We start from the raw sequence: 22,462 nt of genomic DNA on the forward strand, positions 1-22,462 counted from the left end.
TGCCACGTACTGCGTGCTGCGATTGCGTTGAAGCCTGTTGCGGTGTCAGGCGGCGGACTGCTGCTGCAGGTACCAGCTGGCAGCGCCGACCACGCCCAGCTGGCCGTGTTCGACCACCTTCACCGGGATGCGTGCCAGCGCTTCGCCCATCGGACCCTTCTGCAGGTAGCGTTCGACGAAGGTGCTGCCGCGCAGGTATTCGCGGATCTGCGGCAGGATGCCGCCGGCCAGGTAGACGCCGCCATGGGCGCCGTAGAACAGGGCCATGTCGCCGATGGTGCTGCCGAGCAGGCCGCAGAACACATCCAGCGCCTGGCGCGCATGCGCATCGGTATCGGCCATGGCCGCTGCGGTGACCGCGTCGGGGCTGGCCAAGGTCGGTGCCTGGTCCTGCAGCGCACACACTGCGCGGTACAGGTTCATCAGGCCCGGGCCGGAGATTGCGTGTTCGATCGACACGTGGGCGCGGTCACGCTGCATGTGGCGGACGATGGCCATTTCCAGTTCGGTGCTGGCCGCCAGGGTCGGCTGGCCGGCTTCGGTGGGCAGGACCACCGGGCCGTGCGCGGTGGGAATCCACAGCGCCGCGCCAAGCCCGGTGCCGGGGCCGACAACCAGGGTCGGACCGCGTGCGGCAGTGTCAGGTCCGCACAGGTGCAGCACGCCACTGGCGTCAACCTGCGCGGCTGCGTAGGCCACTGCTTCGAAGTCGTTGACGATGTAGACCCGCTGCAGGCCGACGTCGGCTTCCACCTGGCGGGCTGACAGCGGCCACGGCAGGTTGGCGGTGATCACCGTGCCGTCTTCGCGGGCATAGCCGGCGCTGGCGACCACGCAATGGGTAGGACGCACGCCTTCACCCAGGAAATCGGACAGGATCGCGCTGAGGCCAGCATGGTCGGCATTGCGGTACTTGCGGTATTCCAGCACCTGCACCGGATGGGCAGCATCACCGCTGGCCTGGACCCGGGCAACGCGCACATGGGTGCCACCGACGTCGGCGGCCAGGAACGAGGGCGCGACTCGGGACAGGACATGGGCCGGGGCGGGGTGGCTGGCGGTCACGCGGGCTCCTGCTGCAGGTGGGGCCGGCCCCGGGATCGGGGGCGGCGATTGGGGCGGAGTCTGTAACCCCGCTGACAACGATGTCAACGAGTTCGTGACACTTTCGTTGCTGCATCGCAACGAATGCGATAGGCAGTAAACGTTTACATGGCGTGAGTGCGGGTTTCACGTTGGAACCATTGCCGCACATGGCCCAAGGCCTCCGGCGCATTCAGCACGAGGCGCCGCGATCGGGTTGCGCAGTGCAGCACGAGGTTCACAGGGCTGCGCGTGGAAGTTGACAAACCGCAGCTGTCCATCGAAAGAATGTGACAACGTTGTTCCCAGCCACTCTCCGACGCCGCGTTCTGCGGCCGTCGCCGCAGGAGCCCTCCTGATGTCCGCCGTCCCCGCTGCAAGCGCGCGCCCGAACGTGGCCACCTCCATCGCCATCGTTGGCGTGTTGTTCTTCCTGATCGGCTTCTTCACCTGGCTCAACGGCCCGCTGATCACCTTCGTCAAGTTGGCCTTCGAACTCAGTGAGGTCGGCGCCTTCCTGGTGCTGATGGTGTTCTACCTGTCCTACTTCTTCCTGGCCTTGCCGGCGTCGTGGATCCTGCGTCGCACCGGCATGAAGAAGGGCCTGAGCCTGAGCCTGCTGGTGATGGCCGGTGGTGCCGCGTTGTTCGGCGAATTCGCCACCCAGCGTTGGTACCCGGGTGCGCTCGGCGGCCTGTTCGTGATCGGCAGCGGCCTGGCCCTGCTGCAGACCGCGATCAACCCCTACATCTCCATCCTCGGCCCGATCGAGACCGCGGCGCGGCGCATCGCGCTGATGGGCATCTGCAACAAGATCGCCGGCATGCTCGCCCCGGTGCTGATCGGTACCGTGGTGCTGCATGGCATCGGTGACCTGTCGGCCACGGTGGCCGCTGCGGACGAAGCCACCAAGGCGCAGCTGCTCAACGAATTCGCCGCCAAGATCCACGCGCCGTACCTGGCCATGGCCGGCCTGCTGGTGGTGCTGGCGGTGGCCGTGCTGTTCTCGCCGCTGCCGGAAATCAAGTCCTCCGAGGCCAACGCCACGCCGGTGGCTGCCGGTGCCGCCGAGCGCCGCAGCATCTTCCAGTTCCCGCACCTGTGGCTGGGCGTGCTTTGCCTGTTCGTCTACGTGGGAGTTGAGGTGATGGCCGGTGATGCGATCGGCACCTACGGCCATGGTTTCGACCTGCCGCTGGACCAGACCAAGATGTTCACCTCGCTCACCCTCGGCGCGATGCTGGTGGGCTACGTGGTCGGCCTGCTGCTGATCCCCAAGGTCGTGTCGCAGTCGCGCTACCTGACCATTTCGGCGGTGCTGGGCGTGGTGTTCTGCCTCGGTGCCTGGGCCACCCACGGCTATGTGTCGGTGGCCTTCGTGGCCCTGCTGGGCTTCGCCAACGCGATGATGTGGCCGGCGATCTTCCCGCTGGCGATCCGCGGCCTGGGCCGTTTCACCGAGACCGGCTCGGCGCTGCTGGTAATGGGCATTGCCGGTGGCGCGATCATTCCGCAGCTGTTCGCCGTGCTCAAGCAGCACATCGACTTCCAGCTGGTGTTCGTGCTGCTGATGGTGCCCTGCTACCTGTACATCCTGTTCTATTCGGTGATCGGCCATCGCGCCGGCCTGCCGCAGGACAAGGTCTGATCGGCGATGATGGACGGCAGCCAACCCCAGGGGAAACCGATGCGCAGAGCGACCATCAAGGACGTTGCGGAGAAGGCCAAGGTCTCGCTGAAGACGGTCTCGCGGGTGATCAACAACGAGCCTTCGGTGATGCAGGCCACCCGTGCACGGGTGCTGCGTGCCATCGCCGAACTCGATTACGAGCCCGATCCGTCCGCGCGTAACCTGCGCAGTGGCACCACCTTCGTGATCGGGCTGGTCTACGACAACCCGAACCCGTACCACATCATCGGCGTGCAGAACGGCGTGCTGGCCGCGTGCCGCGAGACCGGCTTCGGCCTGCAGATCCATCCCTGCGATTCCAGCTCGCCGCTGCTGGCCGACGAGCTGGCCGATTGGGTGCAGCGTTCGCGCCTGGCCGGTCTGGTACTGACCGCGCCGATGTCCGAGCGTCGTGACCTGATCCAGGCGCTGACCGCGCGCGGCATCAAGCTGGTACGCATCATCGCCGCCACCGAAGACCCGGCCGACGGCGCCTGCGTGTTCGTCGACGACCGTGAGGCCGCCTATGAGATCACCGAGCACCTGATCCAGCTGGGCCACCAGCGCATCGGCTTCCTCTGGGGGGGCATCTCGCACCGTTCCTCGGGCGAGCGCTACGCCGGTTACGAAGCCGCGCTGAAGGACTACGGCATGACCGTGGACAAGCACCTGGTGGTGCAGGGCGACTACACCTTCGACGATGGTTTCCGTGGTGCGCGCCGCCTGCTGGCGCTGCGCGAACCGCCCACGGCCATCTTCGGTTCCAACGACGAAATCGCCGCCGGTGTGCTGGCCGCAGCGAAGTCGGCCGGCATGAACGTGCCGTACGACCTGTCCATCGCCGGCTTCGAGGACAGCCCGTTCTCGCGCCAGTCATGGCCGCCGCTGACCACCGCCAAGCAGGCCACCGAAGACATCGCCCGCCATGCCGCGCGCCTGCTGATCGCACAGCTGCGCAGCGACGCCTACGACGACGCGCCGGCACCGCTGCACAACCAGGGCTTCGTGCCGCAGCTGGTGGTGCGCGGTTCGACCGCGCCGATGCGCCCGGCCGGCGCACGCCCCCTTCCTTCCGATCCTGCCTGAGCCTGCCATGTCGCTGTCAGACCCCACTTCCACCCTGATGTTCGCCGAAGCCGCTGAAGCGGCCGACGTGGTCGCCCGCCAGTTCTCGCGCAACCACGCCACCATGGAGACCCTGGCCGCCAGCCTGCGCGCGGCGCCGCCGCCGTTCGTGGTCACCTGTGCCCGTGGCAGCTCCGACCATGCCGCCACCTACGGCAAGTACCTGCTGGAAACCCAGCTGGGCCTGGTGGTGGCCTCGGCCTCGCCGTCGGTGGGGTCGGTCTATGCCGCACCGCTGCAGCTGCGCGGCGCGCTGTTCATCGTCATCTCGCAGTCGGGCAAGAGCCCGGACCTGCTGCGCAACGCCGAGGCCGCCAAGGCGGCCGGCGCGCGCGTGATCGCGCTGGTCAATGTCGAGGATTCGCCGTTGGCGCAGCTGGCCGACACGGTCATTCCGCTGCATGCCGGTGCCGAGAAGAGCGTGGCAGCGACCAAGAGCTACCTTGCTTCGCTGGCCGCATTGCTGCAGCTGGCCGCGTACTGGAAGCAGGACAGCAGCCTGCGCAATGCGCTGGATCTGCTGCCGGATGCGATGCGCGAGGCCTGGCAGTGCGATTGGACGCCGGTGACCGAGGGCCTGGTCGAGGCGACCAATCTGTTCGTGCTGGGGCGCGGCTTGGGGCTCGGCGCGGCGCAGGAAGCTGCATTGAAGTTCAAGGAAACCTGCAGCCTGCATGCCGAGGCCTACAGCTCGGCCGAAGTGAAGCACGGCCCGATGGCGCTGGTCGATCGCGGTTTCCCGGTGCTGGCTTTTGCCCAGCCCGACGAAACCGGCGCCGGCACTCGTGCTGTCGTCGAAGAATTCACTTCGCGTGGCGCGCAGGTGTGGATGGCCGGTGCCGGTGGCAACCTGCCGGTGGCCGCCGCGCCGCACCCGCTGTGCGCACCGCTGCTGACCGTGCAGAGCTTCTACCGCGCGATCAACGCGCTGGCACTGCGTCGTGGCTTCAACCCGGACCTGCCGCCGCACTTGAACAAGGTCACGGAGACGGTGTGATGGCAACGGTCCTGCGCAACGCTCGTGTCCTTGCCGGCGACGAGTTCCGTGATGATCTGGCGGTGGTGATCGAGCACGGACGCATCAGCGCGCTGCTGCCCGATGCAGCGCCGCAACTGGGCCAGGCTGCCGAGCAGTTTGATCTGGGCGGTGGCTGGCTGCTGCCCGGTTTCATCGATGTGCAGGTCAATGGCGGTGGTGGTGCGCTGTTCAACAACACGCCGGACGTGGCGGCACTGCGCACCATCGCGCAGGCGCACCGCCGCTTCGGTACCACCGCGATGCTGCCGACGCTGATCAGCGATGACGTGGGCGTGATGCGTGAAGCCATCGATGCGATGCGCGAGGCGATCGCGCAGGGTGTGCCAGGCGTGATCGGCATCCATCTGGAAGGACCGTACATCGCGCCGGCGCGCAAGGGCACGCACGATGCCAGCAAGTTCCGCGTACCGGACGAAGATGAGATCGCGCTGGCCGCCTCGCTGGACAACGGCGTGACCCTGCTGACGCTGGCACCGGAACGCGTGCCGCTGGAAACCATTCGTGCGTTGGTCGAGCGCGGTGTGATCGTTGCCGCTGGGCACACCGCAGGCACCTACGAAGAGATCCGTGCCGGCCTGGATGCCGGCGTGCGTGGCTTCACCCATCTGTACAACGCGATGTCGCCGCTGCAGGGGCGTGAACCCGGCGCGGTTGGCGCTGCGCTGGAAGACCGCGACAGCTGGATCGGCATCATCGTCGATGGCGTGCATGTACATCCGGCCAGCCTGCGCGTGGCGCTGGCAGCCAAGCCGCGCGGCCGCCTGTTGCTGGTCACCGATGCGATGCCGCCGGTGGGTGCCGATGAACCCAGCTATGTGCTGTATGGCGAAACCATCACCGCCATCGATGGCGTGGTGCGCAATGCCGCCGGTTCGCTGGCCGGCTCGGCGCTGGACATGGCCACTGCCGTGCGAAACACCGTGCAACTGCTCGGCCAGCCGTTGGCAGAAGCCGCGCGCATGGCCTCGACCTATCCGGCGCAGTTCCTCAACGTTGACGATCGTCTGGGTCACATCGCCGAGGGCTACCAGGCTGACCTGGTGCTGCTGGATGATGCCCTGCAGGTGCGTGGTACCTGGATTGCCGGACAGTACGAGGCTGCCTGATGAACAGTACGCCGCCACGCCGGCTGGGCTCGATCGATGCCCTGCGCGGCATCACCGTGGCGGCGATGCTGCTGGTCAACAACCCGGGTGACTGGAGCGCGGTGTTCGCGCCGCTGCGTCATTCGGAATGGCATGGCTGCACGCCCACCGATCTGGTGTTCCCGTTCTTCCTGTTCCTGGTCGGCGTGTCGATGGCCTTCAGCGTAGCGCCGCGCGCGCTGGACGCGTCGGCGCGACCTGCACTGGCGCGTGGCGTGCTGGAACGCGCGCTGCGCATCCTGGTGGCCGGTGCGCTGCTGCATCTGCTGATCTGGTGGGCGCTGCATACCCATCACTTCCGCATCTGGGGCGTGCTGCAACGGATCGCGGTGTGCGCAGCCTTGGTGGGTGTACTGGCGGTGTATGCACGGCCGCGCGTGCAGTCCGGCGTGCTGGTCGCGCTGCTGGTGGGCTATACCGTGTTGCTGCTGGGCATCGGTGATCTGGCGCCATGGACCAACCCGGCCAGCCGCCTGGATACCACGCTGTTCGCACCGTGGATCTACCAGTGGCATGCCGATACCGGGCTCGGACATGACCCGGAAGGATTGCTGAGTACGCTGGGCGCGCTTGCCAGCACGGTGCTCGGCCTGCTTGCCGGTGGCCTGCTGCGCAACGGGCGTTCGGCGGCATTGGCCGGGCTGGGCGTGGCGACCGCTGTGCTCGGCCTGCTGCTGGCCATCGTGTTGCCGCTGAACAAACAGCTGTGGACGCCCAGCTACGTGCTGTGGGCCGGCGGCCTGGCCGCGCTGGCGCTGTGGCTGGGCCACATACTGATCGACCAGAAGGGCTGGCCGGCGCTGGGCCGGCGCTTCGGCGTCAACGCGATCACCGCATACCTGGGGGCATCGGTGATGTCGGTGGTGCTGATGGCGACCGGCGCCTGGGGCTGGATCTGGCAGCAGCTGGCCAATGCAATGCCGCAGTCGCTGGAACTGGCGTCGATGCTGCAGGCGCTGGCGTTCGTCGCAGTGTGGTGGGGCGTGGCGTGGTGGCTGGACCGGCGGAAGATCTATCTGAAGATCTGATGGCACTTCATCCACGCATGGCGTGGATCCACCACATGGGGCAGTAGATCCACACCATGCGTGGATGCTCTCCGCCTGGCTCGCGCCCGCCGCCATGATGAACAGTTTCAGCCACGTAGAGGTGAGGTGATGCCCGATCAAGTTCGCATCTGAACTGTGATGGCTGGCACGCAATTTCACCTATCGGAACCGTTCACCACACGGCAGACTGCCTGCGCAGTACCGCATGTCCGCAGTTCCTGATCCCCTGTCCAGGAGTGCTGTATGACCCATGCCGTCCCGCGCGCATTCCGTCCGCGCCGCCTCACCGTTTCCGTGCTGCAGGCCCTGGCCGTCCCGTCCGTCATGCTGATGACCGCCAGCGGCGCCTGGGCCGGCTGCAACAACTCGGCACCGACCGCCGGCCAGACAGTCACCTGCGATGCCAATGCGCCGAATCCACAGACCGTTCCCATCACCGCCAGTGGCGCGGCCGGCATCATCGTCAACGTCTCCAATGCCGCACAGCTGCAACAGAGCGGCGGCGGAAGTGCGATTTCGCTCGTCGGTGCAGGTGGTCACCTGCTGTCCAATCTGGGGGCGATCAGTTCGACGGGGGGTGTAGCCGTCCAACTTGGTGGCGGTAGCCGCGTCGAGAACAGCGGCAGCATCAGCACGGGCAACAACGTGGCCCTGCAGTTCGTCGGCACTGGTGACAGCGTTCTGGTCAACCGCGGAACGATCAGTGGCCGCACTGGCGTGCAGTTCGGTGCCGGCAACGATCGCCTCGAGATGCAGGCCGGCAGCATTACCGGCGGCGTCCTGCAAGGGGATGGCAACGACGTGTTGCTGCTCAACGACGGAACGATCGACAGTGTCGACCAGGGCGCCGGTGATGATCAGATGACGATCAACGGTGGCACCGTTACTGGCCTGGTGACGCAGGGCAGCGGCCGCGACGATTTCGTCATGACCGGCGGCACCGTCGGGGCCCTCCAGCAGGGTGACAACATCGATACCTTCCGCATGAGCGGCGGTCGCATCGTCGGCGCGTTCGAGGATGGCGATCAGGCCTGGATGACCGGTGGCCGCATCGGCCGGGTCAACATGAAGCTGGACAAGAACCTGTGGGACCAGTCCGGCGGCACGGTGGACGGCAACGTGGTCACCGGCTTCGACACCGATACCATCATCATCTCGGGTACGGCCTACATCGGCGGCAACATCAGCGTCAGCGGCGGCAATGACAGCGTGACCATCACTGATGGCACCGTGCGTGGCCAGGTGCTGCTCAGTACCGGCAATGACACGTTCAACTGGAATGGCGGTGGCATCGTCTACGGCGCGATCGACATGGGCCCGGACAACGATGTGGCCAACCTCAGTAACCTCAACCAGGCCAACATGGGCGCGGTGCCGCTGTTCGACGGTGGCGCAGGCGACGACAGGCTCAGCTTCAACAACGTAAAGACCGCAGGCGTGGGGCGCTTCCAGAACTGGGAAGCGATCAGCCTGGCCAACAGCACCGAGCTGAACTTCGACGGCGATCTGGTGCTGGGCGACAGTGCCAGCGGCACCGGTTCGCTCACCGTGGATGACACCAGCACGGTCTACGCAGGCAGTGGCGGCCATGCCATCCGTCCGTTCAACAGTGGTGCATTGGTGGAGATGGTCAATGCCGGGCGCATCGACCTGACCGGTAGCGGCGCCGGGGATGTGTTCACTGTCCGCGGCAACTATCGCGGTGACGGCGGTGGCCTGTACCTGCGCACCGTGCTGGGCGCGGACAATTCCACCAGCGACCGACTGGTGATCGATGGCGGCGCCGCAACCGGCACGACCGGCATCGGCATTCTCAACGCCGGCGGCGGCGGAGCGGCGACGCTGGCAGACGGCATTCTGGTGGTACAGGCCTTGAATGGTGGCAGCACCGCAGCAGGCGCATTCTCCTTGTTCGCGCCGGTGTCTGCGGGTGCCTACGAGTACTTCCTGTTCAAGGGCGGCGTCAGTGCCGGCACCGGCGAGAACTGGTATCTGCGCTCCACGTTGGTCAGCGGGCCGACGCCGGCACCCAACGGCGGCGGCAGCGAGACACCGCCGCCCCTGACGCCGCCGGTGGCGCCACCTCCGCCGATCACCCCAGCGCCGCCACCGCCGCCCGAAGGCGCCACTGATCCGGACCTGACCGCGGGCGAGACCGCACCGCCACCGCCGCCTCCAGAACCCGCGCCGGTGGCCCCACCCAGCGATCCAGCGGTGCCTGACGTGCCGGTGGCCGGCGGTGCATTGCCCGGTACCGGCGCGCCGCCGACACCGGGTGCGCGTCCCGCCGAAGGCGCGGTGGTGCCGCTATACCGCGTGGAGACCGCCACCTATGCGGTGGTGCCTCCGTTGCTGCGTGAGGCTTCGCTGGCCAGCCTGGGTACCTTCCACGAGCGCCAGGGCGAGCAGCGCCTGCTGTACAACCAGGGTGCGCTGCGTACCGCATGGGGCCGGTTGGTCGGGCAGAGCAGCGAGATCCACTGGAAGGGCGATGCGCAGCCGGGCTTCGACGGCGACGTGATGGGCCTGCAGGCCGGTCTGGATGTGTGGGCGGTGGCCAACGACAACCATCGCAACCAGATCGGCGTGTTTGTCGGACGTACCCGTGCGCAGGGCAAGACCACCGGCCTGGCACTGGGCTGGGAAAACGTGCAGGTGGGCCAGAGCCGTTTGGATGACAAGCACGTCGGCCTGTACTGGACATTCACCGACAGCAGCGGCAGCTACATCGATGCGGTGGCGATGCAGAGCCGTTACGACGGCCGCGTGCATTCCTCGCGCGGGCTTGGCTTCGGCGTGAGCGGTGACGGTACCAGCGTGTCGGTGGAAGCCGGAAAGCCGCTGCTGCACTTCGGGCAATCCGCATGGTGGCTGGAGCCGCAGGTGCAGGTGATCTGGCAGCGCACCTCGCTGGACGATCGCCGCGATGAAGTGTCGAGCGTGCGCTTCGACAATGACAATGCCTGGACCGGCCGCATCGGACTGCGCCTTGCCGGCGACTACCAGCTGGCCGACAACGGCTGGCAGCCGTACTTCAAGCTCAACTACTGGCATGGCCGTTCCGGCGAGGATCGCATCCGTTTCGACGACGACGTGATCGTCAATTCGCAGCGCTCACGCGCGCTGGAAGCCGGTGTCGGTGTGGTCGGGCGCTTCAACCGCACCATCAGCGCCTATGCCGTGGCCGACTACACCCGCGAACTGGGCGGTGACCGCAACGAGAAGCGCCGCATCATCGAAGGCAACATCGGCCTGCGCGCGGATTGGTAGCGCCGGGTATGGATGTCATGACCCGCTCTGGTGGGTGTCGACCTTGGTCGACACGTTCTGAAATATGGTTCGCTTTGGGCGATCGGGAACTGCTATGAATTGATGAATCCGTAGATGAGATTACCTTTCTCGAAATGGACATGAAGAATGGCTTCGCTGGGCTCGCCGTCCTCGAGGAGATAGCACTCAACTGCAATGTCACCATCACCATAGTCATATGTGGTCATCAACGGTACTAGGTCGTCTGCTGCGCCGTACGTAGGTGGAGGGATGGAAATGGCGGCACCTTCCAGGAGGTACACCGGAAGAAGTTCGTAGATTTCCAGAATCATGGCTGAGGTCAGGTCAAATTCTTCCTGTAGTGTGCTGCTATCTCGATCCGATAGCGCCTGCACGAACCTCCGAAGTAACTCATATCTCTTTTCGTCCAGGGCTTGCTCTGATTGCTTTCTCATGGGTCGATTTTTCCAGTAGGGTTCTAATGCCTAGCAGTATTCGTTGGCTCGTATCGGCAGCAGCTCTGGCGCGACCAGCGCCCCGGCATGATCGGCCAGCACCACCACCGCGTGCAGCAAGCCTTCCTCCACCTGCGGCGGACACTGCGCCGCCGCATCATCCATCTCGCGTGCCGACTGTGCGGCCAGCAAGACACCCCCACATGCAGACAACGCCGCCAGACAGCGCGTCGCCTCGGCCAGGTCCCGGCCGCGCGCCTCGCTGAGTTGCCGCTCGCGCCACGGCTGCCCATCGGCCGCGTGGTTGTGCGCGATACCACGCAACCGCGCGAAGAATGCGGAGGGCGGCGCCTGTTCGTGGACTTCGGCGAGCGCATCTTCCAATGCTTCGGCGGCGGTAGTGGACAGCTGCAGGCCGGGCAATGCTGCGCCGAGCAGTGCCTGCAGGCGTGGATAGGTGGGGTAAGGTGTGTTCATGGCGGCAACCTCACAAGGCAAGGCCACCTGCGGGATGCGAGGTGGCGGGCGGTGCGGGTTGGCGTGCCGGTGAAGCTCTTCACGAGGAATGACGCCGGCGGATCCGGGGATCCCCACGCACCGCCCGCCGCAGAACGACAGACGGTGCATTGTTCGGGCCGGCAACGACGTTGCAAGCCCGCTCGTGAAAAGCTTCATTCAGGACGCCAATCCCGGTCAGCGCAGGAAGCGCCGACGGGGCCACCTTGGCGCGTTGTACACCGCGATGACATGGGCAAAGTTGCAATGTTGTGATCGCCTGGCGCCTGCTTTACTGCAGGTCGCGGCAGGGTCAGATACGTCAGTTCGCGCGTGGCGCAAGCGATCATGCCCCGGTTATGCTGCGGTCCTGATTCAACGACAAGGAAGCGTCGCATGCAGGTTCGCAAGGGAGTGCGTCGCATCAGCGCGCTGATGCTCGTGTTGCTGGCGACCGGCGCCATGGCCGATACGCCAAGCGCCGTCGAGGTGCCCTCGCCGGAGGCCCAGGCCGAGATCCTCAATCTGCTTGAACGCCAGGCGCTGTATCGCGATCGGGTGGACTGGCCCGCCACCCGCGTACGCCTGCAATCGGCGCAGGGCGACCCCGCGCAACGGCTGGCCGTTCTGCGCGAAGCCATTGCGCTCAGCACCGGCCACCATGGTGCGTGGACAACGACCCAGCGCCAGCGCGAATCCCTCGCGCGTGCGCAGCAGGCCGGTGCCGCCGCCGTGGACCGGGCCAGGGCCGCTGATGCGGTGGATGCGCGCATCGGCTGGGTGGTCATCGAGGGCTATGCCTCCACGCCCGGCGCGACGCCGCAGGAAAAATTCCGCCAGGACATCCAGCGTGCCGCGCGCTGGCAGCAGGTCATCCGCAGCAAGGACGACGGCGCGCGCTGTGGCTGGATCGTCGACCTGCGGGACAACGGCGGTGGCGCCATGTGGCCGATGCTGCTGGGCATGGCCCCGCTGCTGCGCACCTCGGTGGTGAACAACGAGGACGTGGGCTCGTTCGAAACCGCGCACGGACCGCAGCGCTGGACGTTGACGGCGACCGCTGTGCAGCTGGCAGGCAAGCCATTGCTGGATTTCGGCCAGTCCGGTTATGTGCTGCGGCAGCCTGGCGCGCCGGTGGCGGTGCTGTTCGGGACCCGCACCGGCAGCTCGGGCGAGGCTTCGGTGCTGGCGTGGCGTGGCCGCCCGCAGGCGCGGAGTTTCGGCCAGCCGACCGCGGGTGTCTCCACCGGCAATGTCGTGCACACGCTTGCCGATGGCAGTCGCCTGCTGCTGACCACCAGCGTGATGCGCGACCGCAATGATCGTGGCGATGGGTTGAAGATCGAGCCTGACCAGCGCGTCGAGGGGGAGGTCGCCACCGTGGCTGCCGCCCAGGCCTGGCTGCTGGCCCAGCCCGCCTGCCAGGGCCACTGAGCCATGATCCTGATCGGCCAACAGGAACGGGTGCTGATCGTCGGCCCCATCGAAGTGCACCACTGCCTGCGCTGCCAGACGGAAACCGAGTTCGCCCCGCAGCTGCGCTACAAGATGGCGCGCATCGACCTGCTGTTTGGGTTCACCTACCAGCGCCGCTACGAACTGGCCTGCACCCGGTGCGGGCACGGTTGGCTGCTGGACACCGACATCCTGGACCAGCAGCTGGGCGGGGTGCCGATCCCGTGGCGGCATCGCTTCGGCCTGCCGCTGATGCTGGTGGTGGTAACCGGGCTGGCCCTGCTGGGCTGGCTGTGGCGGCACGGATTCATCGGTTGAGGGCCGGGGCTGTTAAAGTCTGTCCTGCAATCACGTACCGGAACCGACCATGGACCACGACACCCCGTTCGAACCCCTCAACGACCTCGAGGTGCGCCTGCTGCAGGCCCAGGACGGCACGCTGACCGCAGCACAGTTCCTCGATGGCCTGCTGACTTCGACGGCGTTCGTGCTGCTGGACAAAGCCATCGGCGAAGACGGTGCCTGGGATGAAAGCATTTCGCCGCTGGTGCTGACCAGCGAGAACGGCGAGGCGATGTTCGCGGTGTTCACCGCGCCCGAGCGCGCCGGCCTGTGGCACGAGCAGCTGCCGCAGTTTGCGCATGCCATGCCGATCGCGGTGCACGCGCTGCTGGCCGGTATCGGCGATGGCGTGGGCCTGGTGCTGAACCCGGGCCTGGATGTGGGCATGGAGATGATTCCCGATGCCGTGGCCCAGCTGAAGCAGCGTGCGGCGGCGATCACACGTGGCATGGCGCATTGAGATTGATGGCATAGAAATCGAACCGTCCTCTTCGTTCCTTGATGCTAGGCATTGATATGCCATTCGATTTGGGAATGTAAGAGCAAGAGCATTGGTGAAGAGCTTAAGAGTGAATATGCTATTCAAGGAGAGAGTAGCTATGCGGTCGATAGGTGTTGGTCTAGTTTTCGCTGTTTTCTCTGTAATCTATGCTTTTGAATCCAAAGCGGAAACAGTTACATATATTCATACTGATGCTCTGGGGTCAGTAGTTGCCGAGTCAGATGAGACTGGCCGGGTGACAAAGCGCTATAGCTATGAGCCGTACGGAGCGCAGATTGGAACTGGTATTGAAGATGGAGTGGGTTACGCCGGGCACGTGAGTGATTCGGCGACTGGGCTGAGCTACATGCAGCAGCGCTATTACGATCCAGGCTTGGGGCGTTTCTTGTCAGTGGATCCAGTCACAATGTACGGGAATGGTGATGGGAGACATTTCAATGCCTATGCATATGGATTCAACTCACCCTACACATTCAAAGATCCTGATGGCCGTTGTCCAATCTGCCCAGCCCTGTTTGGAGGCGCCGGTGGCATGGCGGTGGACTATGGGATTCAGAAGTACATGAATCCCGGAAAGCCAATCAACAAGACAGAGCTGGCAATTGCCGGCGTTGCTGGAGTTGTAACTGGTGGTACCGGCGGCCTGGTGGTTGGAGCCCTGGCGAGAGGGACGATTTCGATCGGTCAGGTCGTAGCAATTCAAGCGACGGTGGGTGCCGCGACTGGTGTTGCGGGTACGGCTGCACAGGGCGCAATCGAAGGAACACCAGTGACAAGCGCTCAACTGGGCTTATCGGCTGTCGGCGGGAGTGTTGGCAGTTTGGCGGGCAGCGGAATTGGAAAACTCGCTGGTGACTTTTCGCAGGCGTCTACTCAAGGGGCAGTGAGTAATATGATGAAGGCGCCAGTGAGTTCACCTACTGGCATCGGTGCACATATTGCAGAGGCGACTGCGAGCGCCGGCGCAATTGGAGCAAAGCAAGGGGCGGTACAGGGTGCATTGTCTAATGCGGGCCAACGCGGTGCTGATGCCGCAGTTGGAACTGGACAGAAAATCGCTGAGGACAGGTTGAAGTGATGAGATTTTTTAATCGATCTCTCCTTGTGTACGAGCTTGGGCTTCTAGTCGTATTCATACTGGTCGCATTCTTCATCACCCGGTTCAATCCGGTGGAGACGCTCCGGTTGGGTGGATGGCTGTTCCTCTTGATGCAACCCATCTTGTTGGGTGCTCATGCTGTCGACCATTTTTCGCGCAAGCGCCGTCGATAGACGGGAGATGTGAAGGTGCCGGCCAGCGACCGGCACTACCCGGCTTCAGCGGGCGGCGGCGATGGCTTTCACCCGCGCCTTGGCCAGTGCCTCACCGATGGCCGGACCCTTCAGATGCGTCGTATCCAGATCCCGTGCCTGCACTGACAGCGCCGCCTGATGCAGGCGTTTGAGCGTTTCGCCCTGTGGGTAGTCGCTGTCCTCGAATCCAAGCCGCCCGCGCTTGTCGGCCTCGCAGCACAGTGCGATGCGTGCCACGCGTTCTGGCCGGCGCAGCGCATCGCAGCGGCCCAGTAGTTCCAGCACGGTGGCATCGCGCAGATCGTCAATGCGGTGCACGTTCAAGTGCTCGCGGCAGACCGCTTCGGCCAGCTGCTGGTGCTCGGTGGGAATCTTCAACCGCGCGCACAGTGCCTTCAGCGGCTTGATGCCGCGCTGCTCGTGCATGATGTGGCGCGGCCATTCCTCCGGCGGGGTCAGGCCCTTGCCGAGGTCGTGGGTGAGGGCAGCGAAGCCGACCAGGTCATCACCCGGCGCCAGTTTCGCGGCCATGTCGCTGACCATTTCCTGGTGGATGCCGGTGTCGACTTCCGGGTGGAATTCGGCACGCTGCGGCACGCCGTACAGCGCTTCCAGTTCGGGCAGGATCGGCCCCAGTGCCTGTGCATCGTGCAGCGTGCGCAGGAAGGCGGAGGGCCGTTCACTGATCAGCGCCTTGCGCAGTTCCTGCCAGACGCGTTCCGGCACCAGCGCGTCCAGCTCGCCACTGGCGGCGACCTCGCGCATCAGTGCCATGGTCTCTTCGGCGATGGTGAAGCCCAGCGGCGCGAAGCGCGCCATGAAGCGCGCCGCGCGCAGCACGCGCAGCGGGTCTTCGACAAAGGCCGGACCGACGTGCCGCAGCACACGCTGTTCGATATCGCGTAGGCCGCCGTAAGGATCGACCAGTGAGCCGGTCTCCTCATCGCAGGCGATCGCGTTGATGGTGAAGTCGCGGCGCTGCAGGTCTTCTTCAAGGGTGACCGCCGGATCGGCATCGACCACGAAGCCGCGATAGCCACGGCCGGATTTGCGCTCGGTGCGAGCCAGCGCGTACTCCTCGCCGGTCTTCGGGTGCAGGAACACCGGGAAATCGCGGCCCACCGCAGTAAAGCCCTGCGCTTCCATCTGCGTGGGCGTGGCGCCGACGACGACCCAGTCACGGTCGCCGGCCGGGCGCTGCAGCAGGCGGTCGCGTACGGCGCCGCCGACAAGATAGATCTTCATGGGGGGCATGATGGCATGCCCGACCTGTAGAGCCGAGCCTATGCTCGGCTGATCAGCTGGTAGCGCGACCTGACAGAACGGCAGCCGAGCGTGGGTTCGGCTCCACAGGGGCAAGCGCCAGGCCGTACCCGGCGCTCCGGCATCGGCTCGCGATCAATCCCCGCCCTGGTCCGCGTTGGCGGCGCAACTGAAGCTCTTGCGCTTGTCCACCAGGCGGCCTATCAGGCGGTCGCTCAGCGGCAGCGCATCGCCGTTGAGGCGCCAGTCGTAGATCACGCTGAAGGCCAGCACGCGGGCGACGTACTCGCGGGTTTCCTTGTAGCTGATGGTCTCGATCCACAGGTCCGGATCAAAGCCCGGGCGCTGGCCCTGCCAGCGTGCGGTCGGGGTCGGGCCGGCGTTGTACGCGGCGATGGTCACGTACGGCAGGCCGTCGTACTTGTTCATCAGCTGGCGCAGGTAGGCGGTGCCGATGGCAATGTTGGTATCCGGGTCGTACAGGCTGTCGGCGCCGCCGTAGCCGGTCAGGCCGATCGACTTGGCCACGCCGGCACCGGTGGCCGGCAGCACCTGCATCAGGCCCATGGCGTTGGCAGGCGAGCGCGCGCGCGGGGTGAAGGTGCTCTCGGCGCGGATCTCGGCGGCCACCCAGGCCGGATCGATCGCATTGCGCGCCGATTCGCGGCGGATGGTGGCGTCGTGGTGCAGCGGGAAGCGCAGGTCATACAGGCGCTGTTCCTGCGGCTGCTTGCCGAGTGCGAACACGGCGCGGTCGAACCAGCCGTTGTCCTGCGCCACGCGAACGGCGAGGCGGCGCTGGGTGTCATCGAAGCGCGACAGCGCGCTGTTCCATTCGGCCACGGCCCAGCCAGCGCGATCGATCTGGTACAGCGCCATCGCGCGCTGGATGGCCGGGTCGCGCGCGATCACCGCCTGTGCCTGTGCGCTGTCGTTCGGCTTCCACGGGCACAGCGTGTAGCCCTGCTGCAGTTTGTCGGCGGCGAGGAAACCATGGAAGGTCGGTGCACGCGCGGCCTCGCGGAACAGCGGCTGCGCCTGCTGGGCCTGGCCGGTCTTCTCCAGCATGCGGCCTTCGAAATAGCGCCAACGCGGGTCGCTGCGCTGCTTGCTGGCCATCTTGCGGATCGCGGTCAGCGCCGCCGGCCAGTCACCGCGCGACATCGCTTCGCGCACGCGCCATTCGTGCAGGCGTTCGTCATACGCCGATTCGGGCACCGCGTTGAGGCGGCGCGCCGAATCGGGCAGGTAGGAGGCCACCGTCCACAGCGCAATCTGGTACAGCACCTGGCCCTGCTGGTCGGCACTCAGGCCGAGGGCCTGGGCGTACTGCGGCAGCTGCTGTTCGGTGGCGCCGGGATCGGCCTTGGCCAGCTTGGCCAGGCCATCGGTGGCGATGCGCCGGCTGCGCTCGTTGCGCGGCCAGTTCAACGCGCTGGTATTGGGCTTATCGACAAAGGCGGCGTAGTTGTTGGCCAGTGTCAGGTCGGTGGCAGGCAGGCCACGTGCGGCGCTGCGCATCACGGCCGGCTGCTGGGCGTCGGCGGCGGCATCGATGCGTTCCCAGCGCAGGGCGTCGCTCAGACCACCCTGTGCCTGCAGCATGGCGAAAACGGCATCACAGCCGTCCGGCAGCGACTTGCCGTTCTTGCGCCACAGATCCTGCGCTTCGCTGATCCACTGCGGATCGACCTTGCCCGTCACTTGGCGCGCGGTCAGCTGCGCACAGCGCAGGCCGGCGTTGTCGGTGGGCACCCAGTTGGCGAGCAGGGTCGGCCAATCCTGGCGGCGCGCGACCGAGGGCAGCCACACGCTGCGGAACGTGTTGGCCACGGCCTGGCCGTCATAGCGCTTGAGGAAGGCCTGCGCCTGCGCGGTATCGACGGTGTCGATGTTGCGGCGCAGGTTGGCGTACTCCAGCCAGCCGTATGCCGGATGGCGGCTGAGCGCAGCGGCCTGGCCAGGATCGAACTGGCCGCGTTCGGCGGCTGCGATCGCGGCCTTCAGCTGCGCGTTCTGGGCGTCGAGGGACTGGGCATTGGCGCAGCCGATCAGCAGCGTGGTGGCCAAGGGCAGCAGGGACAGGGCGGTCGAAGAGCGTCGGGTCATGGCGATCAGCATAGCGGGCAGAGGCTGAATTCAGTTTCGCATTGCGTGCACGTCCTTGGCCGGCAACGGCAGCTGAATGTCACAGCGGCGGGCACTGCCCCGCAGGGCTGCGGGAGCCGTACTGTCGACCTTGGGCGAACGGCCCGGCTGCAGGGAGCGGCACATGGCGTTCAGTAGCGCAGGAAGAAGCTGCCCGCTGGCGGACATCAATGTCACGCCACTGGTGGATGTGATGCTGGTGCTGTTGATCATCTTCATCGTGACCGCGCCGATCGTGGCCCGGCCGATTGCCGTGCAGTTGCCACAGGCCACCGATCGCGTGGTCGACCGTCCCGAACCGCCACCGCCGATCGAACTGCGCTTGGATGCGGCGAACCAGCTGAGCTGGGATGGCCAGCCGATGACCATCGGCGATCTGCAGGCGCGTCTGCAGGCACAGGCCGGCGAGCATGCCGGCAACCTGCCGGAGCTGCGCATCGCCACCGATCCGTCGGCCGAGTACGAAGGCATGGCCCGGATCCTGGCCGCCGCCGAGGCCACCGGCATGGAACGCATCGCCTTCGTGCGATAGGGCGTTGTCTCACTGCCGCTCATGCGGTGATTGCTGCATGAGCGGTGCTTGCCCTGCTGACAGCGTCGCATCCAGGATCCGCAGAAAAGCCATTTCAATCTGCGCTGGAACCGGGGTTGGATGTGCTCGCCACCTTCCGGTCCCAGGGTCATGTTCGACGTCGAAAGCAGTCAACTCGGCTCTCTCGAAATCCACCACAACCGTCAATCCCTCTCCCGAGGCCAAGGCCGCATCGGTGGGAGAAGGGCAGTTGTTGCACTCGATCAGGCCGCCTGCTCTCGGTTCGCCCGCTGGGGAAAGAAGCAGCGTCATCACCGTCGTGACCCCCAGCACCGCACTCACTGCTTTCATGATCGACTCTCCCGCGAATGGCTGGAGGTGCGAGTCTGCGCTGGGTCGATTAGCGGTGCCTTCTGAATGAAGGAATTTCAAACTATTCCTGAAACGGTCCGGCAAAGACCTTTTCCATGAATGCGGCAGCTCCCGGCGCGCGCTGTCGCAGCCGGCATCAAGGCTGCCTGTCGTGAACAATATCGTCCGGTCATAAACTGCAGCTATCTGACGCAATCACCAGCCAATTGCGTCAATTCCGTGTGAAAGAGTGTCGATCATCACGCCGTGGTTTTTACCACTTGTTTACAAAGGAGACGCTGCCGCCATGCAGGGGGGAGCGCGGCAGCCAATGTCCCGACATTCCTTTGGAGAGAGAGCGAATGATTCACCTGCATCACCGCCCGTTGGCGGTTGCCGTTGCGCTGTGCGTGACGGCCCTGGCACCGCTGGGTGCCGCTGCACAATCCACCACCAACCTCGATGCGGTGGAAGTGACCGGTACCCGCATCAAGCGCGCTGAAGTCGAAGGCCAGGTACCGATCCAGACGCTGACGCGCGGCGACATCGAACGCACCGGCCTGACCTCGATCGGCGAGGTGCTGCAGCAACTGACCGGGTCCGGCTCGGCGCTCAATGCCAAGTTCAATTCATCCGGCAACTTCGGCTTCCCGCCTGACGGCAGTGGCGTGGGTGCCGGTTCCGCGCAGGTCGATCTGCGCCATCTGGGGGCCAAGCGCGTGCTGGTGCTGGTCGATGGCATCCGCTGGGTCAATGAGTCGTCCGCCTCCGGCGTCGGCTCGGCCACCGATCTAAATACCATTCCGCTGGCCATCGTCGAGCGCATCGAAGTGCTGGAAGATGGCGCGTCGTCGCTGTATGGCTCCGATGCCATTGCCGGCGTGGTCAACATCATCACCCGCCGCGATTTCGACGGCGGGCAGGTGACACTGAACTACGGTGAGTACAGCAAGGGCGACGGCACGCAGAAGGGCGTGGATCTGGCCTGGGGCAAGAGCGGTGACCGCTACAGCCTGTTCCTGGGCGCCAGCTGGACCAAGCAGGATCCGGTGTTCGCCAAGGATCGCGAGCAGTCGCGCTTCCCGATTCCCGGCACTGGCCTGGCCTTCGGCAGCGGCGGCATTCCGCAGGGCCGCTTCGCCTTCGTCGATCCCAACACCGGTGCCGAGCAGGATATCGTGCCCAATACCGGCGTAGGCAACCCGCGTTACGACGGCAGTGCCGGCTGCAACCGCAGTGATGACTACCACTGCTTCACCAGCGCCGACCGCTTCAACTTCGCCGAGTACAACATGGTGCTGACGCCGTCGGAGCGAAAAGGCCTGTTCGGTCAGTTCCGCTTTGACATCACCGACAATGTGCAGTGGTACGTCAAGGCACTGGGCAACCGCCGCGAGTCGACCAACCAGGCCGGGCCGGAGCCGCTGTTCTTCGGCCCCGATGGCGCCACAGGCAACCCGCTGGCCGACAACATCGTGGTGTCGCGCTTGAACCCGTACAACCCGTTCGGCTTCGATCTGGTGTCCGGCGGCAACATGAGCCTGATCGGCCGCCGCCCGGTGGAAGGCGGCGCGCGCGTGTTCGAGCAGAAGGTGGATACCACCTACTTCGCCACCGGCCTGGTCGGTGACTTCCATGCCGCTGATCGCAGCTGGTACTGGGACGTCAACGGCATGTACAGCAAGAACAAGGCCGAGCAGACCAACTACGGCAGCTACAACATCTACAACGTCAACATGGCGCTGGGCGATCCTGCAATCTGTGCGGCGACGCCGGGGTGTGTGCCGCTGAACATCTTCGGCGGCGTCGGCTCGATCACGCCGGACATGCTGAAGTGGATCCAGCCGGTGGTGCGTGACCGCAGCCAGAACGAACTGAGCCTGTTCACCGCCAACCTGTCCAGCGAACTGTTCTCGCTGCCGGCCGGTCCGGTCTCGTTCGCCACCGGTTTCGAGTACCGCAAGTACGAGGGGTCGTACCAGCCGGATCCGTTGACCGTGGCCGGCCATTACAACGGTGTGCCATCGCAGCCGACCTCGGGTTCGTACGACGTCAACGAGGCCTACCTGGAGCTGAGCGTGCCGATCTTCGCCGACTCCTCGTTCGGCAAGAAGCTGGACCTGAGCCTGGCCGGTCGCTACTCGGATTACTCGACTTTCGGCGGAGAGTTCACGCCCAAGTACGGTCTGCGCTGGCAGGTGACCGATGACTTCGTGCTGCGCACGACCTATGCGGAAGGCTTCCGAGCGCCGTCGATCGGCGAACTGTATGGCTCGGCGGCGCGTGCCGACCTGCAGCTGTTCGATCCATGCTCGGTGGGCCTGGGCGGTACGCCGCCGCGCGGCAGTGCGGCCAACTGCGCTGCGCTGGGCGTGCCGGCCGGCTTCCAGCAGGCCAACTCGCAGATCTCGGTGACCACCGGCGGCAACCGCGAGCTGGACCCGGAGCGTTCGCGCAGCTTCAGCGCCGGCTTCGTCTGGAGCCCATGGTTCGGCAACAACACCTCGTGGTCGGAACGCTTCGACGTGGAAGTGACCTTCTACCGCCACGCCATCGACGGCGCGATCCAGGCGATCAACGCGCAGACCCAGCTGGACCTGTGCGTGGAGACGCTCGACCCGGTCTACTGTGATGGCATTACCCGGGCCAGCACCGGTGCGGTCAGCAGCTTCAACAATCGCCTGACCAACCTCGGCTCGATCAAGACAGATGGCTGGGACGTGGACCTGTTCTGGACGTTGCCACAGTCCTCCATCGGCCAGTTCAAGCTGGGCTGGAAGAACACCTTCGTCGGCCGCTATGAGGCTACCGGCGCGGCTGGCCAGAAGCAGCCGCAGAAGCCGGGCGTGGAAGTGGCCGACAGCTCGATTCCGGAATGGACCAGCAATGCCAGCATCGGCTGGACACTGGACCGCTGGAGCGCCAACTGGACGGTGCGCCACATCTCCGAGCTGACCGAGAATTGTGGAGATGCCGCTGCGTTCCCGGTGTGCAGCAACCAGGCCGCCGGTACCAATACGCTCTCGGCCACCACCTTCCACGACATGCAGGTGGGCTACAAGATCGACTGGATGAAGGGGCTGCAGCTGACCGCTGGCCTGAACAACGTGTTCGACAAGGATCCGCCGATCTGCCTGTCGTGCTCGTTGAACGGCTACGACGCTTCGACCTATGACATCCCGCGTGGCCGTTACTGGTACCTGCGCGCGGATTTGCGCTTCTGATGTGACGTGGCAGCGCCGGTCA

At 65.5% G+C, this 22,462-nt stretch carries 18 protein-coding genes; 12 read left to right on the forward strand and 6 right to left on the reverse strand.

Annotated features, from left to right (window positions below; genetic code table 11):
* Positions 1-45 precede the first annotated feature (45 nt).
* Entirely contained in the window at positions 46-1,065 is a 1,020-nt protein-coding gene (locus AC13GA_RS13965; RefSeq protein WP_136638960.1) for a glucokinase family protein, read from the reverse strand.
* Between the two features lie 376 nt (positions 1,066-1,441).
* On the opposite strand from AC13GA_RS13965, the gene AC13GA_RS13970 reads away from it, so the two are divergent.
* The 6 genes from AC13GA_RS13970 (at position 1,442) to AC13GA_RS13995 (ending at position 10,380) form a co-directional block, all read left to right on the forward strand.
* Positions 1,442-2,731 carry a sugar MFS transporter gene (locus AC13GA_RS13970; RefSeq protein ID WP_006391721.1) on the forward strand — a complete coding sequence of 430 codons (1,290 nt, stop codon included), beginning with the start codon at positions 1,442-1,444 and terminating at the stop codon, positions 2,729-2,731.
* Between the two features lie 39 nt (positions 2,732-2,770).
* Positions 2,771-3,838, forward strand: a complete 1,068-nt coding sequence (locus AC13GA_RS13975) for a LacI family DNA-binding transcriptional regulator (RefSeq protein WP_006391719.1) — start codon at positions 2,771-2,773, stop codon at positions 3,836-3,838.
* Between the two features lie 7 nt (positions 3,839-3,845).
* The gene (locus tag AC13GA_RS13980; protein ID WP_097048877.1) at positions 3,846-4,874 is read left to right on the forward strand and encodes an SIS domain-containing protein; all 1,029 of its coding nucleotides are present in this window, start codon (positions 3,846-3,848) and stop codon (positions 4,872-4,874) included.
* Complete coding sequence (nagA, locus tag AC13GA_RS13985) at positions 4,874-6,022, forward strand: N-acetylglucosamine-6-phosphate deacetylase (RefSeq protein WP_136638962.1); 1,149 nt, start codon at positions 4,874-4,876, stop codon at positions 6,020-6,022. The genes AC13GA_RS13980 and nagA overlap by 1 nt, the downstream gene beginning before the upstream one ends.
* Complete coding sequence (locus AC13GA_RS13990) at positions 6,022-7,089, forward strand: acyltransferase family protein (protein ID WP_482998374.1); 1,068 nt, start codon at positions 6,022-6,024, stop codon at positions 7,087-7,089. The genes nagA and AC13GA_RS13990 overlap by 1 nt, the downstream gene beginning before the upstream one ends.
* 264 nt (positions 7,090-7,353) lie before the next feature.
* Positions 7,354-10,380, forward strand: coding sequence for an autotransporter family protein (locus tag AC13GA_RS13995; protein WP_482998375.1), 3,027 nt, complete (start codon positions 7,354-7,356; stop codon positions 10,378-10,380).
* Positions 10,381-10,472: 92 nt separating this feature from the next.
* Here AC13GA_RS13995 and AC13GA_RS14000 read toward each other — a convergent pair whose 3' ends face one another.
* Both AC13GA_RS14000 and AC13GA_RS14005 read right to left on the reverse strand, forming a co-directional pair.
* Positions 10,473-10,835, reverse strand: coding sequence for a hypothetical protein (locus tag AC13GA_RS14000; protein ID WP_430766894.1), 363 nt, complete (start codon positions 10,833-10,835; stop codon positions 10,473-10,475).
* A 30-nt stretch (positions 10,836-10,865) separates the two neighbouring features.
* Entirely contained in the window at positions 10,866-11,312 is a 447-nt protein-coding gene (locus tag AC13GA_RS14005) for a hypothetical protein (protein WP_430766893.1), read from the reverse strand.
* Positions 11,313-11,726: 414 nt separating this feature from the next.
* On the opposite strand from AC13GA_RS14005, the gene AC13GA_RS14010 reads away from it, so the two are divergent.
* The 4 genes from AC13GA_RS14010 (at position 11,727) to AC13GA_RS14025 (ending at position 14,707) form a co-directional block, all read left to right on the forward strand.
* A complete protein-coding gene (locus tag AC13GA_RS14010; RefSeq protein ID WP_482998376.1) occupies positions 11,727-12,764 on the forward strand; it encodes a S41 family peptidase in 1,038 nt (345 codons plus the stop codon).
* A gap of 3 nt (positions 12,765-12,767) precedes the next feature.
* Positions 12,768-13,103 carry a hypothetical protein gene (locus AC13GA_RS14015; RefSeq protein WP_253078722.1) on the forward strand — a complete coding sequence of 112 codons (336 nt, stop codon included), beginning with the start codon at positions 12,768-12,770 and terminating at the stop codon, positions 13,101-13,103.
* Positions 13,104-13,152: 49 nt separating this feature from the next.
* The gene (locus AC13GA_RS14020) at positions 13,153-13,587 is read left to right on the forward strand and encodes an SseB family protein (protein WP_136638968.1); all 435 of its coding nucleotides are present in this window, start codon (positions 13,153-13,155) and stop codon (positions 13,585-13,587) included.
* 115 nt (positions 13,588-13,702) lie between these two features.
* Complete coding sequence (locus AC13GA_RS14025) at positions 13,703-14,707, forward strand: RHS repeat-associated core domain-containing protein (RefSeq protein WP_482998377.1); 1,005 nt, start codon at positions 13,703-13,705, stop codon at positions 14,705-14,707.
* Positions 14,708-14,946: 239 nt separating this feature from the next.
* Here the strand turns inward: AC13GA_RS14025 and AC13GA_RS14030 are convergent, their stop codons facing one another.
* Positions 14,947-16,167, reverse strand: a complete 1,221-nt coding sequence (locus AC13GA_RS14030) for a multifunctional CCA addition/repair protein (protein WP_482998378.1) — start codon at positions 16,165-16,167, stop codon at positions 14,947-14,949.
* 153 nt (positions 16,168-16,320) lie between these two features.
* Positions 16,321-18,306 carry a transglycosylase SLT domain-containing protein gene (locus AC13GA_RS14035; protein ID WP_482998379.1) on the reverse strand — a complete coding sequence of 662 codons (1,986 nt, stop codon included), beginning with the start codon at positions 18,304-18,306 and terminating at the stop codon, positions 16,321-16,323.
* Between the two features lie 151 nt (positions 18,307-18,457).
* Here AC13GA_RS14035 and AC13GA_RS14040 point away from each other — a divergent pair, with 151 nt between their 5' ends.
* Positions 18,458-18,865 carry an ExbD/TolR family protein gene (locus tag AC13GA_RS14040; protein ID WP_482998380.1) on the forward strand — a complete coding sequence of 136 codons (408 nt, stop codon included), beginning with the start codon at positions 18,458-18,460 and terminating at the stop codon, positions 18,863-18,865.
* A gap of 9 nt (positions 18,866-18,874) precedes the next feature.
* Here AC13GA_RS14040 and AC13GA_RS14045 read toward each other — a convergent pair whose 3' ends face one another.
* Positions 18,875-19,216 (reverse strand): hypothetical protein, encoded by a 342-nt coding sequence (locus AC13GA_RS14045; RefSeq protein ID WP_253078718.1) that lies wholly within the window; start codon positions 19,214-19,216, stop codon positions 18,875-18,877.
* Positions 19,217-19,578: 362 nt separating this feature from the next.
* Between AC13GA_RS14045 and AC13GA_RS14050 the strand changes: the two genes are divergently transcribed.
* Positions 19,579-22,440: a TonB-dependent receptor plug domain-containing protein gene (locus AC13GA_RS14050; RefSeq protein ID WP_136638974.1), complete on the forward strand. Its 2,862-nt coding sequence runs from the start codon at positions 19,579-19,581 to the stop codon at positions 22,438-22,440.
* Positions 22,441-22,462 lie beyond the last annotated feature (22 nt).

The sequence above is a fragment of the Stenotrophomonas sp. 22DLJC03 genome, assembly GCF_056861405.1.

What these genes read in the sequence shown, in the direction of transcription:
- AC13GA_RS13990 (WP_482998374.1), top strand. Translation starts at nt 6,022, where the DNA reads ATGAACAGTACGCCGCCACGCCGGCTGGGCTCGATCGATGCCCTGCGC.
- AC13GA_RS14045 (WP_253078718.1), bottom strand. Translation starts at nt 19,216, where the DNA reads ATGAAAGCAGTGAGTGCGGTGCTGGGGGTCACGACGGTGATGACGCTG.
- AC13GA_RS14050 (WP_136638974.1), top strand. Translation starts at nt 19,579, where the DNA reads ATGATTCACCTGCATCACCGCCCGTTGGCGGTTGCCGTTGCGCTGTGC.
- AC13GA_RS14020 (WP_136638968.1), top strand. Translation starts at nt 13,153, where the DNA reads ATGGACCACGACACCCCGTTCGAACCCCTCAACGACCTCGAGGTGCGC.
- AC13GA_RS14030 (WP_482998378.1), bottom strand. Translation starts at nt 16,167, where the DNA reads ATGAAGATCTATCTTGTCGGCGGCGCCGTACGCGACCGCCTGCTGCAG.
- AC13GA_RS14025 (WP_482998377.1), top strand. Translation starts at nt 13,703, where the DNA reads ATGCTATTCAAGGAGAGAGTAGCTATGCGGTCGATAGGTGTTGGTCTA.
- AC13GA_RS14015 (WP_253078722.1), top strand. Translation starts at nt 12,768, where the DNA reads ATGATCCTGATCGGCCAACAGGAACGGGTGCTGATCGTCGGCCCCATC.
- AC13GA_RS14010 (WP_482998376.1), top strand. Translation starts at nt 11,727, where the DNA reads ATGCAGGTTCGCAAGGGAGTGCGTCGCATCAGCGCGCTGATGCTCGTG.
- AC13GA_RS13995 (WP_482998375.1), top strand. Translation starts at nt 7,354, where the DNA reads ATGACCCATGCCGTCCCGCGCGCATTCCGTCCGCGCCGCCTCACCGTT.
- AC13GA_RS14005 (WP_430766893.1), bottom strand. Translation starts at nt 11,312, where the DNA reads ATGAACACACCTTACCCCACCTATCCACGCCTGCAGGCACTGCTCGGC.
- AC13GA_RS13975 (WP_006391719.1), top strand. Translation starts at nt 2,771, where the DNA reads ATGCGCAGAGCGACCATCAAGGACGTTGCGGAGAAGGCCAAGGTCTCG.
- AC13GA_RS13980 (WP_097048877.1), top strand. Translation starts at nt 3,846, where the DNA reads ATGTCGCTGTCAGACCCCACTTCCACCCTGATGTTCGCCGAAGCCGCT.
- AC13GA_RS14035 (WP_482998379.1), bottom strand. Translation starts at nt 18,306, where the DNA reads ATGCTGATCGCCATGACCCGACGCTCTTCGACCGCCCTGTCCCTGCTG.
- nagA (WP_136638962.1), top strand. Translation starts at nt 4,874, where the DNA reads ATGGCAACGGTCCTGCGCAACGCTCGTGTCCTTGCCGGCGACGAGTTC.
- AC13GA_RS13970 (WP_006391721.1), top strand. Translation starts at nt 1,442, where the DNA reads ATGTCCGCCGTCCCCGCTGCAAGCGCGCGCCCGAACGTGGCCACCTCC.
- AC13GA_RS14000 (WP_430766894.1), bottom strand. Translation starts at nt 10,835, where the DNA reads ATGAGAAAGCAATCAGAGCAAGCCCTGGACGAAAAGAGATATGAGTTA.
- AC13GA_RS14040 (WP_482998380.1), top strand. Translation starts at nt 18,458, where the DNA reads ATGGCGTTCAGTAGCGCAGGAAGAAGCTGCCCGCTGGCGGACATCAAT.